Annotated in this window: 15 protein-coding genes and 1 tRNA gene; 8 read left to right on the forward strand and 8 right to left on the reverse strand. The window is 61.5% G+C overall.

Features of this window, described 5'->3' with window-relative positions:
• Positions 1-123: 123 nt before the first annotated feature.
• Positions 124-1,158, reverse strand: a complete 1,035-nt coding sequence (locus FAA97_RS04320; RefSeq protein WP_136597272.1) for an ABC transporter substrate-binding protein — start codon at positions 1,156-1,158, stop codon at positions 124-126.
• A gap of 245 nt (positions 1,159-1,403) precedes the next feature.
• Here FAA97_RS04320 and FAA97_RS04325 point away from each other — a divergent pair, with 245 nt between their 5' ends.
• Positions 1,404-1,802 (forward strand): hypothetical protein, encoded by a 399-nt coding sequence (locus tag FAA97_RS04325; protein WP_136597273.1) that lies wholly within the window; start codon positions 1,404-1,406, stop codon positions 1,800-1,802.
• 108 nt (positions 1,803-1,910) lie between these two features.
• On the opposite strand, the gene FAA97_RS04330 is transcribed toward FAA97_RS04325, so the two are convergent.
• Positions 1,911-1,995 (reverse strand) — tRNA-Leu (locus FAA97_RS04330).
• Positions 1,996-2,272: 277 nt separating this feature from the next.
• Between FAA97_RS04330 and FAA97_RS04335 the strand changes: the two genes are divergently transcribed.
• Entirely contained in the window at positions 2,273-2,527 is a 255-nt protein-coding gene (locus FAA97_RS04335) for a hypothetical protein (RefSeq protein WP_136597274.1), read from the forward strand.
• A 5-nt stretch (positions 2,528-2,532) separates the two neighbouring features.
• Here FAA97_RS04335 and FAA97_RS04340 read toward each other — a convergent pair whose 3' ends face one another.
• Together FAA97_RS04340 and wrbA are read right to left on the reverse strand one after the other, a co-directional pair.
• Complete coding sequence (locus FAA97_RS04340; RefSeq protein ID WP_136597275.1) at positions 2,533-2,826, reverse strand: PilZ domain-containing protein; 294 nt, start codon at positions 2,824-2,826, stop codon at positions 2,533-2,535.
• 130 nt (positions 2,827-2,956) lie between these two features.
• On the reverse strand, positions 2,957-3,553 hold the full coding sequence (gene wrbA / locus FAA97_RS04345) for an NAD(P)H:quinone oxidoreductase (protein ID WP_136597276.1): 597 nt from the start codon (positions 3,551-3,553) through the stop codon (positions 2,957-2,959).
• A 188-nt stretch (positions 3,554-3,741) separates the two neighbouring features.
• On the opposite strand from wrbA, the gene FAA97_RS04350 reads away from it, so the two are divergent.
• The 5 genes from FAA97_RS04350 to FAA97_RS04365 all read left to right on the forward strand — a co-directional run bounded on the left by FAA97_RS04350 (position 3,742) and on the right by FAA97_RS04365 (position 8,473).
• Complete coding sequence (locus FAA97_RS04350; RefSeq protein WP_136597277.1) at positions 3,742-4,527, forward strand: competence/damage-inducible protein A; 786 nt, start codon at positions 3,742-3,744, stop codon at positions 4,525-4,527.
• Positions 4,528-4,642: 115 nt separating this feature from the next.
• Positions 4,643-5,485: a universal stress protein gene (locus FAA97_RS04355; RefSeq protein WP_136597278.1), complete on the forward strand. Its 843-nt coding sequence runs from the start codon at positions 4,643-4,645 to the stop codon at positions 5,483-5,485.
• A 217-nt stretch (positions 5,486-5,702) separates the two neighbouring features.
• Positions 5,703-6,200 (forward strand): xanthine phosphoribosyltransferase, encoded by a 498-nt coding sequence (gene gpt / locus FAA97_RS04360; RefSeq protein ID WP_136597279.1) that lies wholly within the window; start codon positions 5,703-5,705, stop codon positions 6,198-6,200.
• Between the two features lie 192 nt (positions 6,201-6,392).
• Entirely contained in the window at positions 6,393-6,833 is a 441-nt protein-coding gene (locus FAA97_RS21235; protein ID WP_246041331.1) for a DUF2231 domain-containing protein, read from the forward strand.
• Positions 6,830-8,473, forward strand: a complete 1,644-nt coding sequence (locus FAA97_RS04365) for a PQQ-dependent sugar dehydrogenase (RefSeq protein ID WP_246041332.1) — start codon at positions 6,830-6,832, stop codon at positions 8,471-8,473. The genes FAA97_RS21235 and FAA97_RS04365 overlap by 4 nt, the downstream gene beginning before the upstream one ends.
• A 94-nt stretch (positions 8,474-8,567) precedes the next feature.
• Here the strand turns inward: FAA97_RS04365 and FAA97_RS04370 are convergent, their stop codons facing one another.
• The 3 genes from FAA97_RS04370 to FAA97_RS21020 form a co-directional block, all read right to left on the reverse strand.
• Entirely contained in the window at positions 8,568-9,101 is a 534-nt protein-coding gene (locus tag FAA97_RS04370; RefSeq protein ID WP_168800913.1) for an SRPBCC family protein, read from the reverse strand.
• Between the two features lie 2 nt (positions 9,102-9,103).
• Positions 9,104-9,394, reverse strand: a complete 291-nt coding sequence (locus FAA97_RS04375; RefSeq protein ID WP_425467395.1) for an ArsR/SmtB family transcription factor — start codon at positions 9,392-9,394, stop codon at positions 9,104-9,106.
• Positions 9,395-9,529: 135 nt separating this feature from the next.
• The gene (locus FAA97_RS21020; protein WP_168800914.1) at positions 9,530-9,700 is read right to left on the reverse strand and encodes a hypothetical protein; all 171 of its coding nucleotides are present in this window, start codon (positions 9,698-9,700) and stop codon (positions 9,530-9,532) included.
• A 129-nt stretch (positions 9,701-9,829) separates the two neighbouring features.
• On the opposite strand from FAA97_RS21020, the gene FAA97_RS04380 reads away from it, so the two are divergent.
• The gene (locus tag FAA97_RS04380) at positions 9,830-10,645 is read left to right on the forward strand and encodes a DUF1206 domain-containing protein (protein ID WP_136597282.1); all 816 of its coding nucleotides are present in this window, start codon (positions 9,830-9,832) and stop codon (positions 10,643-10,645) included.
• A gap of 78 nt (positions 10,646-10,723) precedes the next feature.
• On the opposite strand, the gene FAA97_RS04385 is transcribed toward FAA97_RS04380, so the two are convergent.
• Entirely contained in the window at positions 10,724-12,631 is a 1,908-nt protein-coding gene (locus FAA97_RS04385; protein WP_136597283.1) for a methyl-accepting chemotaxis protein, read from the reverse strand.
• Positions 12,632-12,745: the final 114 nt, after the last annotated feature.

Below are 12,745 nucleotides of genomic sequence, written 5' to 3' on the forward strand. Positions count from 1 at the left end.
CGGGGACAAGCACCGAGCGCCTGCGAGGCAATGGGGGGGCGCCAACAACACAAGACTTGTGCGTGTCGTTGCGCCGCCCCCACCCGATCGTGGCACCGGCTTCTTCCGTCAGAAGGTGCGCGATCAGGGCAGCATCCGCTCTTCCTTGGCCGGCAAGAAGCTTGCGTCAAAGATCTGTTCGGCCTTCACGTTGCCCTTCAGGCCCATTGAGATTTTCAGCGTTTCGATCGATGCCGACAACCGTGCCATATCGACGCCGCCGAAACCGTTCTCCACGACATATGGCGTCTTGATGTTCATCGCATTGGCCATGTCGAGCCGCTGCTTTTCGATATCGGCATTGAGCGTTTCATTGCGCGTCAAGACGGCCGCCACGCCCTCTTCCGGATTGGCGACGGCATCGGCAAAGCCCTTGGCAAGCGCCTTCAGGAAGCCTTTGACCGCCTCGGGGTTTTCGGCGGCAAAATCGGAGTTCACAAGTACGCTGTTGCCATAGAGGTTCAGTCCGTTTTCGGCCATCAGGATGGTGGCGATATCCTCGTCGGCAATGCCTTGCGCCTTGAGGTTCAGGATGACGGAAAAAGCGAATCCGAAGACGGCATCGACATCACCCTTGGCCAGCACCGGCTCGCGAACCGGAAAGCCGATGCTTTCGATTTTGATGCCGCTATCGTCGATCTTGGCGGCTTGCTTGAAGGCAGCCCACTGGGCAAAGGCGCCATCCGGCGGCGGTGCGCCGAGCCTCTTTCCCTCAAGCGATTTCGGATCTTCGGTAACGCCAAGCGATTTGCGACCGACGACGGCGAAGGTGGGGCGTTCATACACCATCATCACCGCCTTGACCTTCTGGGTCGGGTCCTCGTCGAGGAACTTGATCACCGAGTTGATGTCGCCAAAGCCCATCTGGTAGGCCCCGGTCGCAACCCTCGGGATCGCCTCGACCGAACCATTGCCGCTATCGATCGTGACGTCGAGCCCTTCGGCCTTGAAGTAGCCCTTGTCCAGCGCCAGCAGGAAGCCGGCCGCCGGGCCTTCGAACTTCCAGTCCAGCGTGAACTTGATGGCGGTCTCGGCCATGGCGACAGCCGGCATAAGCCCCACACCGGCTGCAACCGCGGCAGCAAGCGCTGCACCGGAAAAAAGACGTCTCGTGATCATGGTCGTGTTCCCCTTGTTTTTGATGGAGCCATCAAAGCAGGTTTCCCGGGGCAGGCAAAGAGGAAAATGCTCAATCTTTGGTCAAATTTAGGAATGACCAATTCCTGTGCAATGCGCAGTGAATTCATCTGACTTAGGTCGACCAAGCCGCGCACGGCACAATCCACGAGCGCCATCAAGGCTTGACTCAACCAGTGATTGCCTATAGTTGCAAGTTGCGCAATTTCAACCATAGGAGGTACTTCATGCGCAATTTCACCGCACTTCTCCACGCAGTCGTCGTTCTCGTGCCCGGCTGGGCGTCCGCAGCCCAGATCCAGGCGGCCACATGCGATCTCTGGGACGGCGAACCATTTCGCGCCGACATCTCGGTTGTCGTCGCACCCTCCGCCGTCGGGGACACGGTCAACTCCGCCACGATGACCGGCGACATGTTTACGGACGACCCGCTGACCTTCCAGCACATCAACGTCAACTGCGCCAATCTCGGCAATGGCAACTTCCGCTGCCAGTCCAGCAAGACCTTCTCGAAGCTTCGAACCGTCACCAATGTTGAGTATTCGATCACCGGTCAGCAGACGCTCGCAGGCGCCGGCAATCCGTCCGCCTTTGCCATCAACGATCAAGGTGTGATTTGCAACTGATGCTCGCGCATGACCCCGCGGGGCGCACTGCCGCTCTCGCGGGCTTTGCCACCGTCATCACGCCGCCACAGGTCCTGACGGAGTAAAAGGCAAAGCCTGCATTCGATTTGGTGCGGACGACGGGAGTCGAACCCGTATACCCTGAGGTGAGGGATTTTAAGTCCCTTGCGTCTACCAATTTCGCCACGTCCGCGTCGCGGCTTTTTCGGGCGTTCGCGGTGAAAATGCAAGCCGGTTTCGACGCTCTCATGACTTTCCCTGTACAAGCTTTGCGATTAGCCGAACTGCGGCACCAAATAGAGGAGGTATAACGACAGCATTTTCGGCCCTTGTTGGTGATGCGGGACACAGCACAACAAGCCCGCACTGTTCTTGCCACCTTCTTGCCCCGTTTCCGTCGTGATCTGCCGAAATATTAACAGGCATTAACCAACGGCAGCACTTCGCCAGGTAAAAGAGGGGAAACTATAATGGCGAAATTCATTTTTAGATCGAGCGATATCGCGATGTTCGTTGCGCTTACCGTCTACTTCCTCTTGGATTTTCCACCTGGAAGCTTGATGTCGCGTCTGTCGGACCTCGGTCTCTGGCCAGTGCAAGAGGGTGCCATGTCGGACATCCCGGCCCTGCCCCAGATCGTTCAGGTTGCCTTCCTGTCAGTCCTGCTTGCCATCTCGCTTTATGGCCATCTCGGTGAAAAGACCTCGTCCAGAGCGGAGCACTGAGGCGATCAGGTCACATCGGTGAAGAGCACGCCGAGTTCCTTTGGCGTGCGCCAGCGCACTTCGCAGGCGTGGTGATGACCGTCTTCGAAGCGCAGTTCGAAATGCTGCGGGATTGGCACCGTTGATTCGAAGATCACCTTCGCCCCATGGGAGGAGAGATTGCGGATCGTGCAGTCGAAGGTGGAGTGTCCGTTTCCAATCACGGCGCGACCGGCCTTGAGCGCACGCAGGCGTGGCTCGCGACGCCTCTCGCTCTGATCGGGCAGACCCGGGATTTCCGCTTTCGACTGATGTGACATGGGTCACATGCTCTCACAAAGGGTTAAAACTTTTCCCAACTCAGTGACGAAAATTCGTTCTTTCTTGTGCCCAGACATGAAAAAGGGCGGAAAATCCGCCCTTCTCCATGTCGAAATTAGTAGCTCGGCCTCAGGCGAGCTTGGCCGCGAGTTTTGCCACATGGGCGCCCTGATAGCGCGCGCCCTCAAGTTCGATTTCGGACGGCTGGCGAGAGCCATCACCGGCGGTGATGGTCGAAGCGCCGTAGGGCGAGTTACCCATCACTTCGCTCACACCCATCTGCCCCTGGAAGGCATAGGGCAGGCCGGCATAGAGCATGCCATGGTGCAGGAAGGTCGGGATGAAGCCCATGATCGTGGTTTCCTGGCCGCCGTGCTGAGTCGCGGTCGAGGTGAACATCGAACCGAGCTTGCCGGTCAGCTTGCCCTGGGCCCAGAGGCCGCCGGTCTGGTCCCAGAAATTGCGCATCTGCGAGGCAACGGTGCCATAACGCGTTCCGGCACCAACAATGATCGCGTCATACTGGTCGAGTTCATTCGGATCGGCGATCTCCGCCTTCTGGTCCATCTTGTAGTAGGAGGCCTTGGCAACATCTTCCGGAACAAGTTCAGGCACGCGCTTGACGGTAACGTCTGCGCCGGCCGACTTTGCGCCTTCGGCAACAGCGTAAGCCATGGTTTCGATGTGACCATAGGCCGAATAATAGAGAACCAGTACCTTTGCCATGTCGTATATTCCTCTCGAAGATGCAGCCGGGAGGCGGCGCCGCCCGTTCCCGTCGAGAGTTAGCGCAAAGTTTTGGAGAGACCAGCCCCGCCGAATAGAACGCAGTGTTCACTCCCATGCGACTTTTGCTTCTCATGTCCGTTACAAACCACTAGATACGCCCTGCCCCCTTGCGAAAGGACCTTTCGATGAGCGACACCATCTCAACCGCCGCCATGCTGGCGATCGGCGACGAACTCCTGTCCGGTCGCACCAAGGACAAGAACATCGGCCATCTCGCCGATCTCCTCACCGTCGCCGGCATTGATCTGAAGGAAGTGCGCATCGTCTCCGATGAGGAGGATGCCATCGTCGAGGCGCTCAATGCCCTGCGCGCGCGCTACACCTATGTCTTCACCTCGGGCGGTATCGGCCCGACCCATGACGACATCACCGCAGATGCCGTCTCCAGGGCCTTTGGCGTACCCTGCCTGCATGACGCGGCGGCAATGAAGCTGCTTGCCGACATGTATGCCGGGCGCGGCCTGGACTTCACCGAGGCCCGCCAGCGCATGGCGCGGATGCCGCAAGGGGCAAGCCACATCCCGAACCCGGTCTCGACGGCTCCGGGCTTCATCATCGGCAATGTGCATGTCATGGCAGGCGTGCCGCAGGTGTTTCAGGCGATGATGGCGCATGTGATTGCCACGCTTCCCGCCGGTCGACGCGTCCTGTCCCGTTCCATCGCCTGCCCCTTCGGCGAGGGCGATATCGGCACGCCGCTTGCCGCCATCCAGAAGGCGCATCCCGACACATCGATCGGCTCCTATCCGCATTTCGACGGACTGCGCTTTTCCACCGAACTCATCGTGCGAGCGCGCGACGAGGCAGCCGTCAACGCGGCAGCGGCAGCGATCGAAGCGATGATCGAGGCGATCAGGGCGCAGAAGGATGCGGCATCTGGACTCGATCTGGGCACCGGCGAGGTCGCCTGACGAGAAATCCGACAGCAACCCTTGCGCACTTGACCAAGGTCAAGGCGGAACAGCCGTCGTCCCGCGATAGTTGTCTCAGACCGGCCCTGTGCCGGAACCGCCAAGGGAGACTGTCATGACCTATCGCACGCTACTCGCCATCCTCGACACGCCGAAGGACGCCCGTCAGGTAACGGACTTCAGCCTCGCTCTTGCCAAGCAGTATGACGCGCATGTCATCGGCGCCCATGCCGAATCCGTCGCCATGATTCCCATGGTGGCGCCGATGGAGATACCGGATCCGGCAACCGTTCAGGCCCTCCAGGATGCAGCCCACCGCGAATCGGAAACCGTCGAGAAGCTGTTTCGCGACATCGCGGCCCGCGAAGGCGCATCGCATGCCTGGCGCAGCTTCGTCACCGCCTCCGGGCTCAACTCCGCCTCACTGATCGATAGCGCCCGCAGTGCCGATCTGGTCGTTGCAGCACAGGGCGAAGCGGGCCTTCTCAACGACAACAGGGCGGAGCTCGAAAGCTTCCTGTTTGAAAGCGGCCGTCCCGTCCTCCTCATTCCCCATATTCTCAAGCAGCCGAAGCCGATCCGCCGCGTTTTGATTGCCTGGAACGGCTCGCGGGAGGCGGCCCGCGCCACCTTCGACGCGCTGCCCTTCCTGAAGGCTGCCGATACCGTCGAGATCTTCAGCGTCGACCCGCCCGAAACACCCAGCCAGACGCCCGGCATGGCTGGCGCCGAGATTGCTGCCACCCTCGCCCGGCACGGGATCAAGGTCACGGTCACCAGCCAGGAACACAGCGGCCTCACACCGGCCGCCGCCATCGAGAACCGTCTCTCCGACAGTTCCATCGATCTCCTGGTGATGGGCGCCTTTGGCACCAAGCGCTGGTGGGAAATGCTGTTTGGCGGCGTTACCCGCACGCTGCTCGATTCGATGACTGCGCTTACCCTTCTGTCGCGCTGAGCCAAGCGGCGTGCAGCCCGTCTGAAGGCCTTGCCATGGCGGCGTCTTTGCCGTTATGAGCAGAAGCCAAGGACGGCAGCCCCGTCGGGGCGAATTTCGCGCGGTCGATGCCGCGCGAAACGCGTTTGTGGCCCGCATAGGCAGGCTCTCCGGCACCCGCTTCCGTCACGGCGCCGCAAAGCGCCAACGACCGATCAGCCAAGCGGAGCCAATGACGATGTCCCTTCCCGATAAAGCCTTCCCCGTTTCCTGGGACCAGTTCCACCGCGATGCGCGGGCACTTGCCTGGCGTCTTGCCGGCATGGGCCAGGAATTCCGCGCCATCGTCTGCATCACCCGCGGCGGTCTGGTGCCGGCAGCGATCATCTCGCGCGAACTGAATATCCGGCTGATCGAGACGGTCTGCGTTGCCTCCTACCATGACTATGTCAATCAGGGGGAAATGAACCTCCTCAAGGGCATCACGCCGTCGCTGATGGAAAATGGTGGCGAAGGCGTCCTCGTCGTCGACGACCTGACCGATACCGGCAAGACTGCACTTGAAGTGCGCGAGATGATGCCGAAGGCCCATTTTGCCTGCGTCTACGCCAAGCCGAAAGGCGTGCCGACCATCGACACCTTTGTCACCGAAGTCAGCCAGGACACCTGGATCTACTTCCCCTGGGACATGGGCTTCACCTATCAGGAGCCGATCGCCAAGTGCTCCAAGGGCTGATTGCCCGATCCCGAGGCCGTTGGGTGCCTGATCTCGTCCAGAACCCGCGCAGTGCGCGGGTTTTGTCGTTTTGGAAGGCATGCTCCGCTCTCCTGATGTGCACTGTCGGCGAAAAAGATGGAACAAAAGCATGGTTGAAACCGTCTGCCCTGCGTCACCATCCCTCTCCTCACAGACCAGCGCGAGATTGCCATGGCTTCCCTGCACTCCCCGCCCGACGCGACAACTGCCTATCCCTTGTCGGCCCTGTTCGTGCCCTTTCCCTTCGTCTGCTTCGTGCTGACCCTCCTCACAGACATCCTCTACTGGCAGACCTCGCATCTGATGTGGTCGAATTTCTCCGACTGGCTGCTGTTCTTCGGCCTGGTCGGCGGCGCGCTGTCGGTCATTGCCGGCCTCATCGACCTTGCCCGTCCTGCGACCCGAATCCTGCGGCCGCGCCTGCCGGCTGTCGTCGCTTACGTCGTCGCCCTCCTCCTCGGCATCCTCAACAGCTTCATCCATGCCGGCGATGGCTGGACCGCCATCGTGCCCTACGGCCTTGTCTGCTCGGCCGTGACCGTCGTCGCCATTATCGTCTGCCTTGCCCTGACCGCCGGCCAGCGTGCCGCCACCGCCTGGAGAACGCCATGACCTGCCATCCCTTGAGACAATCCAAGCGTGGCCGCGCAGTCCTTGCTTCAACGGCGTTGATCGTTCTGGCGCTCACCGGCTGCAGCGACAGCGAAGACAGCTTCGACATCACCCGCCAGATCGGTCCAGACCCATATCTGCCGGAACCGCAACAGGATCTCTTGCCGGATCTGAAGGTGGCCGAAGTCGTCGGCTGGGGCGAGAACGAGACGCCCGACGTCGTCGACGGTTTCACCATCACCGCCTATGCCAAGGATCTCTCCAATCCGCGCACCGTCCACACGCTGCCGAACGGCGACGTGCTGGTGGTCCAGTCCAAGGCACCGCCCGGCAAACCGATCGAACGACCGAAGGATTTCATCCGCGGCTTCATCATGAGCATGGCGGCGGGCGGCAGCGAGCAGAAGCCGACCAACCTGATCACGCTTCTGCGTGATACGGATCGCAATGGCACCGTCGACGAGCGTTTCGACCTCCTGAAAGACCTGAACTCCCCCTTCGGTCTTGCCTGGATCGACGACACACTTTACGTCGCTGCCGCCGATGCCGTGCTCGCCTATGATTATGCGCTGGGCGCCAATGAGATCACCGGCGAGCCGCGTGTCGTGACACCGCTTCCCGGCGGCCCGATCAATCACCACTGGACAAAGGATCTGGCGCTCAGCCCCGATGGCCGGTTCCTCTATGCCTCCGTCGGCTCCAATTCGAATGCCGGCGAACGCGGGCTGGAAGCCGAAAAGGGCCGGGCGGCAGTCTGGCAGGTCGACCGGGAAACCGGCGCCTCGCGCATCTATGGTTCTGGCCTGCGCAATCCGAACGGCCTCACCATCAATCCCGAAAGCGGTGAACTCTGGACCGTCGTCAACGAACGCGACGAGCTCGGTCCGAACCTCGTTCCTGACTACATGACCTCGGTGAAGGACGGCGCCTTCTATGGCTGGCCCTGGAGCTATTATGGCCAGCATGTCGATCCGCGCCTGCATCCGCCGCGCCCCGACATGGTCGAAAAGGCGATCAAGCCGGATTATGCGCTGTCGAGCCATGTGGCCGCGCTCGGGCTTGCCTTTTCGCTCGGCATGGCAATGCCCGAGGACTATGCCAACGGCGCCTTCGTCGGCAATCGTGGCAGCTGGAACCGCACCCATTTCAACGGCTACAAGATCCTCTACGTACCGTTTGAAAATGGTGTTCCCGCAGGCGAGGCCCGCGACGTCGTCACCGGCTTCCTCAACGCCGACGAGCAGGCCCGCGGCCGCCCGGTCGGCGTCGGCTTTGATGGCACCGGCGCGCTGCTGATCGCCGATGACGTCGGCAACACCGTCTGGCGTGTCGCCAATGCCGACGGTACCGTCCTGCCGAACCCTGTTGGCACCGACCAGATGCCGGAAGGCTCGCCGGCCGCGGCGGCGGCCAGTCCCGCCGCCACGGCACCGGCTGAAGATGCCGGCACGCCGCCTCAGGCCGATCCGGCACCGGCTGCCGGCGAAACGCCTGCAACCACGCCGGCACCGGCTGCGCAGCCGAATGGCGAGCAGCCTCCCGCAGCGCCACCCTCACCGCCGCAGACCGATGTGCCGGCAACGGATCCACCGGCTGCCGTCGAGGATGCACCGGACGCCCCTGCGCCAAGCCAGCCCTGACAGGCTACGCCCTGCGGTTAGTGCCTACCCCGTCTGCGACATGAGACGGCCCTCTCCTGCCAAGGAGAGGGCCGTCCGTTTTACGATCGACCGCTCAGGCCGGCAGCCGCTGGTCATAGGCCGCGCGCAGACGCTGCCAGCCATCCCAGAACGGCTCGACGGGATCGCCGGTCAAGCGGGCAGCGAGAATGTCGAGATGCATGTGCCATCCCGCCCCCACCATCAAAAGATTGGTGCGGTCGGAGATCCGCCGATGGGTCACGGTCAACAGGACCTCCTCCCCCTGCGGCGTAAGATCGAAGGATACCTCGCCGCTTTCACCCCAGGTGAAGACCAGACGCTTCTGCACCTGCACGTCGAGCACCCGGCTCGTCATGCGCATTTCCTCGGCAAATCCATCCGGCCTGACAGAAGGCCGATCACTCAGCTCGTCATTGCGCCAGACGAGCTCGAAGGTGCTGCCCGCCTTCTGCTCCATTTCCCCGTCAGCCAGCCATTTGCGGCGCATTTCGGCATCGGTGAGATAAGCCCAGATGCGTGAGACCGGCCCGGGCAGCAGGCGTTCGATCGTCAGGGTGGCCGGCTCTGTCAGCCGACCATAGGGGTTCACGGCAAGCGTCTCTGTCATCGTCATTCTCCTTGTTGGGGGTTGGACAATGCGGCGTCTTCGGTTCGAAGAAGCCGTTCGAGGACATCCAGCCGGCCGGTCCAGAAGTGCTCATAGGTGCTCAGCCACTGGTGCGCGTTGGCCATGGGCCCCGGATCCAGTCGGCAGAAATGGGTTCGCCCGCGGATTTCCCGCCGGACAAGACCGGCCGCTTCCAGCACCTTGACATGCTTGGAGGCTGCGGCCAGCGACATGGTGAAAGGTTCGGCCAGCGCGCTGACCGTTCGCTCACCCCCCGCCAGATCGGCCAGCATACGTCGCCGCGTGCCGTCGCCGAGAGCGTGAAATATCCTATCGAGAGATGTCGAAATTTGCTCAACCATGAGGTTGAATATAAAGCCACGAGACGAAATAGTCAACCATTGAGTTGAGTATCTATCGGAGTATCGTCAGGCTATGAACACCCAGGCCAGACCAAAGATAACACTGAGCGCAACTGCGCCGCAGAGCAGCGACCAGCCTGAGATGACCGTGCCGACCCAGGAGCCCGGGATTTCCTGTCCGCGATAGCCCGTCTCATGTTTGGTCGCGCCGTCATTGGTCTCGTCAATTGGGGTCATCTGCGCCTCCTGTCTTCAGAGAAACGGTCGATCTGCAAAGCGGTTCCGGAGACCAGGCCGCCACGGCCATTGAGACCGGGAACCGAAGGCTGTTTTCATCGTTTGCCCTTCGAGTAATCGGAGAGCCCCATGCCATCGCCTCAGAATTTCCACATGATCGCCAGAGCCGGCTACGCCGCCCGTGGCATCGTCTTCCTCCTCATCGCCGCCCTTGCCCTGTTTTCCGGCTTGGCGGGCGGGAAAGCCGATTCGCAGTCGGCGCTGACAACCCTCCTGCAACAGCCGCTTGGCCAGATCTGGATCGCGCTGATCGGGCTCGGCCTCGCGGGCTTCGTCGTCTGGCGTCTCGCCCAGTCGATCGCCAATACGGATGGGCAGGATGAGGATGCAAAAGGCTACCTCATCAGGGCAGCGCTTTTCGGCTCCGCAATCACCTATGCCGGTCTGGCCCTATCGGCGTTGACGCTCGCACTGCAGGCCGGCGGCCAGTCTGGCTCTGGAGGCGAACAGGGCCTCGCCGCCTGGATCATGCAACAGCCTTTCGGACGTTACCTTGCCGGTATCGTCGGTGTCGGTTTCATCATCGGCGGCATTGTCACGGCGGCCAAAGGCATCCGTCGCAAGTTCGATAAATACCTCGATCTCGATGCAAGCAGGAACACGCCTGCGGTGCTGATCTCAATCTACGGCCTCGTTGCGCGCGGCGTCGTCTTTGCGATTGTCGGCGGCTTCTTCCTCTATGCAGCCTTCACCGTTAATCCCGATCAGGCAGGCGGCACCGCCGAAGCGCTCACCTGGGTGCGGCAGCTGCCCCTTGGTGGGGTGATCTACACCATCGTTGCGCTCGGGCTTGGCGCTTTCGGCCTCTACAATTTCGTTGAGGCGCGATACCGGCGTATCCGCATGCCGCAGATCTCCGATCTGAAGGCGCAATTGCCGACTTAAGGTACGGCAGACAACATGGAAAAGGCGCCGCAATCACGCGGCGCCTCCTCTCGTTTCGGAACCTCTGGACCGTTTGGCTTATGCGGCCGAACGATAAGACGCGCTGGCCTGCGTCGCCGCTGCCAGCTTGAAGCGGGCAAGCTCGGCCTGCAGCTGGCGGGCTTCGTTGGCCAGAACCTGGCTCGACGCGGTGGTTTCTTCCACCATGGCAGCATTCTGCTGGGTCATCTGGTCCATGTGGTTGACCGAGGTGTTGATTTCACCCAGGGCAGCCGACTGTTCCTGCGAGGCACGCGCGATGGTCACGACATGATCGTTGACGCGGTTGACGAGGTCTTCGATCTCCTTCAGCGCTTCACCGGTCGACAGAACCAGCGATACGCCGCCCTTCACTTCTTCAGCCGAGGTGTTGATCAGGGTCTTGATCTCCTTGGCGGCGTTGGCGGAACGCTGGGCCAGTTCGCGAACTTCCTGGGCAACGACCGCAAAGCCACGACCGGCTTCCCCGGCGCGTGCGGCTTCAACACCGGCATTGAGCGCCAGAAGGTTGGTCTGGAAGGCAATCTCGTCAATCACCGAGATGATCTGGCTGATCTTCTGCGAAGACTGCTCGATGCGGCCCATGGCATCGATCGCGTTGCGAACGATGTCACCGGACTTGCCTGCGCTGTTCTTCGTCTCGTTGACCATGTGCGAGGCTTCCGTCGCGCGTGCCGTCGATGTCTTCACGGTCGTCGTGATTTCTTCGAGAGCGGCTGCGGTCTCCTCGAGCGCGGCAGCCTGCTGTTCGGTGCGACGGGCAAGCTGATTGGCAGCCGAGGACAGCTCGCCGGAATTGCCGGAAATGGTGCCGGCGGCCATCAGGATGCCCTGCATGGTCTGGCGCAGAACGGCCATGGTCTGGTTGACATTGCCCTGCAGCTCGGCAAACGCCCCCTGGAAGTGGCCTTCCATGTCATGCGTCAGATCGGCATCGGCCAGCGCTGCGATGACACGACGAACCTCGTTGATGCCGCGATCGACATTCTCCAAGAGTTCGTTGACCGATCCTGCAAAGCGCTGAAGATCGGCGTCGTCATAGGCCTTGGTGATGCGCTGCGAGAAGTCGCCGGCCGCGGCCGCCGCGACAATGCCACTGATCGAGGACTGCAGGTCGCGGCTCTGGGCCGTCAGAGCAGCCTCCTGGGCTTCCATGGCGCGCATCTGTTCTTCATTGGCGCGGAAGACTTCGAGTGCACGTGCCATCTCGCCTATTTCGTCACCGCGTGCGGTGCCGGGAATGGACGATGCACGGCGCCCTTGAGCCATGCCGGTCATGGTCTGGGTCAGGCTGCGGATCGGATTGACGATCCCCTTGCGGGCAATGACGAAGCTGACGGCAACACCGACGGCAATGCAGATGGCAGCCGTAAGGATCTGCACAAGCATGGTGAAGCCGGAGGCTGCAAGCGCATTGTCACGCGATGCCGTCAGCGACGTTGCCGACTGGGTCGAATATTCCTTGACCACGGCCGTGACCGTCTTCTGGGCGTCAAGCGCCTTGGCAAGCTCTGCCTTCATCACCGCGAGGTCCTGACCTGCAGGCGTGGCGGCAACGGCGACCATGGAGCGGATCTGCGTGAAATAGCTGTCGAGCGCCGTCTTGGTCCGCGCCAGGATCTCCGCCTCGGTCGCATCCGCAGTCGTTGCGATCTTGGGCAGGCGAGCCAGCATTTCGGATGCGCGCTTGTCGGTTTCTGCGGCAAAATCGGCAGCCTTTTCAGGCGCCAGCGCCAACTGATAGGTCATGCGCGAGATCGCGATGATATCGACGCGCAGATCCATGGCTTCGCGGGCCACTTCCTCACGCGCACCGGTATCCTTCAAGGCTGCACCGAGCGACGAAAGACCGCTTGCACCGACGGCGGCGATGGCGGCCGCGGCAACACCCATCAGCACGACAACCAGGCTGACTTTCTTCAAAATGGATAGATTGGCGATAGACATTATAGAAGGTCTCCATACAACCCGCCATCCTGGCAGGCGGCCTTCTGGCCAAGGCATGGACCTCATTCCATACGCTTCCCTTTCCTATCTAAGGATCACAGGTTTCAAATTGGT

The sequence above is a fragment of the Peteryoungia ipomoeae genome (assembly GCF_004912165.1).
GTDB lineage: Bacteria > Pseudomonadota > Alphaproteobacteria > Rhizobiales > Rhizobiaceae > Allorhizobium > Allorhizobium ipomoeae.

What these genes read in the sequence shown, in the direction of transcription:
- FAA97_RS04320 (WP_136597272.1), bottom strand. Translation starts at nt 1,158, where the DNA reads ATGATCACGAGACGTCTTTTTTCCGGTGCAGCGCTTGCTGCCGCGGTT.
- FAA97_RS04325 (WP_136597273.1), top strand. Translation starts at nt 1,404, where the DNA reads ATGCGCAATTTCACCGCACTTCTCCACGCAGTCGTCGTTCTCGTGCCC.
- FAA97_RS04335 (WP_136597274.1), top strand. Translation starts at nt 2,273, where the DNA reads ATGGCGAAATTCATTTTTAGATCGAGCGATATCGCGATGTTCGTTGCG.
- FAA97_RS04340 (WP_136597275.1), bottom strand. Translation starts at nt 2,826, where the DNA reads ATGTCACATCAGTCGAAAGCGGAAATCCCGGGTCTGCCCGATCAGAGC.
- wrbA (WP_136597276.1), bottom strand. Translation starts at nt 3,553, where the DNA reads ATGGCAAAGGTACTGGTTCTCTATTATTCGGCCTATGGTCACATCGAA.
- FAA97_RS04350 (WP_136597277.1), top strand. Translation starts at nt 3,742, where the DNA reads ATGAGCGACACCATCTCAACCGCCGCCATGCTGGCGATCGGCGACGAA.
- FAA97_RS04355 (WP_136597278.1), top strand. Translation starts at nt 4,643, where the DNA reads ATGACCTATCGCACGCTACTCGCCATCCTCGACACGCCGAAGGACGCC.
- gpt (WP_136597279.1), top strand. Translation starts at nt 5,703, where the DNA reads ATGTCCCTTCCCGATAAAGCCTTCCCCGTTTCCTGGGACCAGTTCCAC.
- FAA97_RS21235 (WP_246041331.1), top strand. Translation starts at nt 6,393, where the DNA reads ATGGCTTCCCTGCACTCCCCGCCCGACGCGACAACTGCCTATCCCTTG.
- FAA97_RS04365 (WP_246041332.1), top strand. Translation starts at nt 6,830, where the DNA reads ATGACCTGCCATCCCTTGAGACAATCCAAGCGTGGCCGCGCAGTCCTT.
- FAA97_RS04370 (WP_168800913.1), bottom strand. Translation starts at nt 9,101, where the DNA reads ATGACAGAGACGCTTGCCGTGAACCCCTATGGTCGGCTGACAGAGCCG.
- FAA97_RS04375 (WP_425467395.1), bottom strand. Translation starts at nt 9,394, where the DNA reads ATGCTGGCCGATCTGGCGGGGGGTGAGCGAACGGTCAGCGCGCTGGCC.
- FAA97_RS21020 (WP_168800914.1), bottom strand. Translation starts at nt 9,700, where the DNA reads ATGACCCCAATTGACGAGACCAATGACGGCGCGACCAAACATGAGACG.
- FAA97_RS04380 (WP_136597282.1), top strand. Translation starts at nt 9,830, where the DNA reads ATGCCATCGCCTCAGAATTTCCACATGATCGCCAGAGCCGGCTACGCC.
- FAA97_RS04385 (WP_136597283.1), bottom strand. Translation starts at nt 12,631, where the DNA reads ATGTCTATCGCCAATCTATCCATTTTGAAGAAAGTCAGCCTGGTTGTC.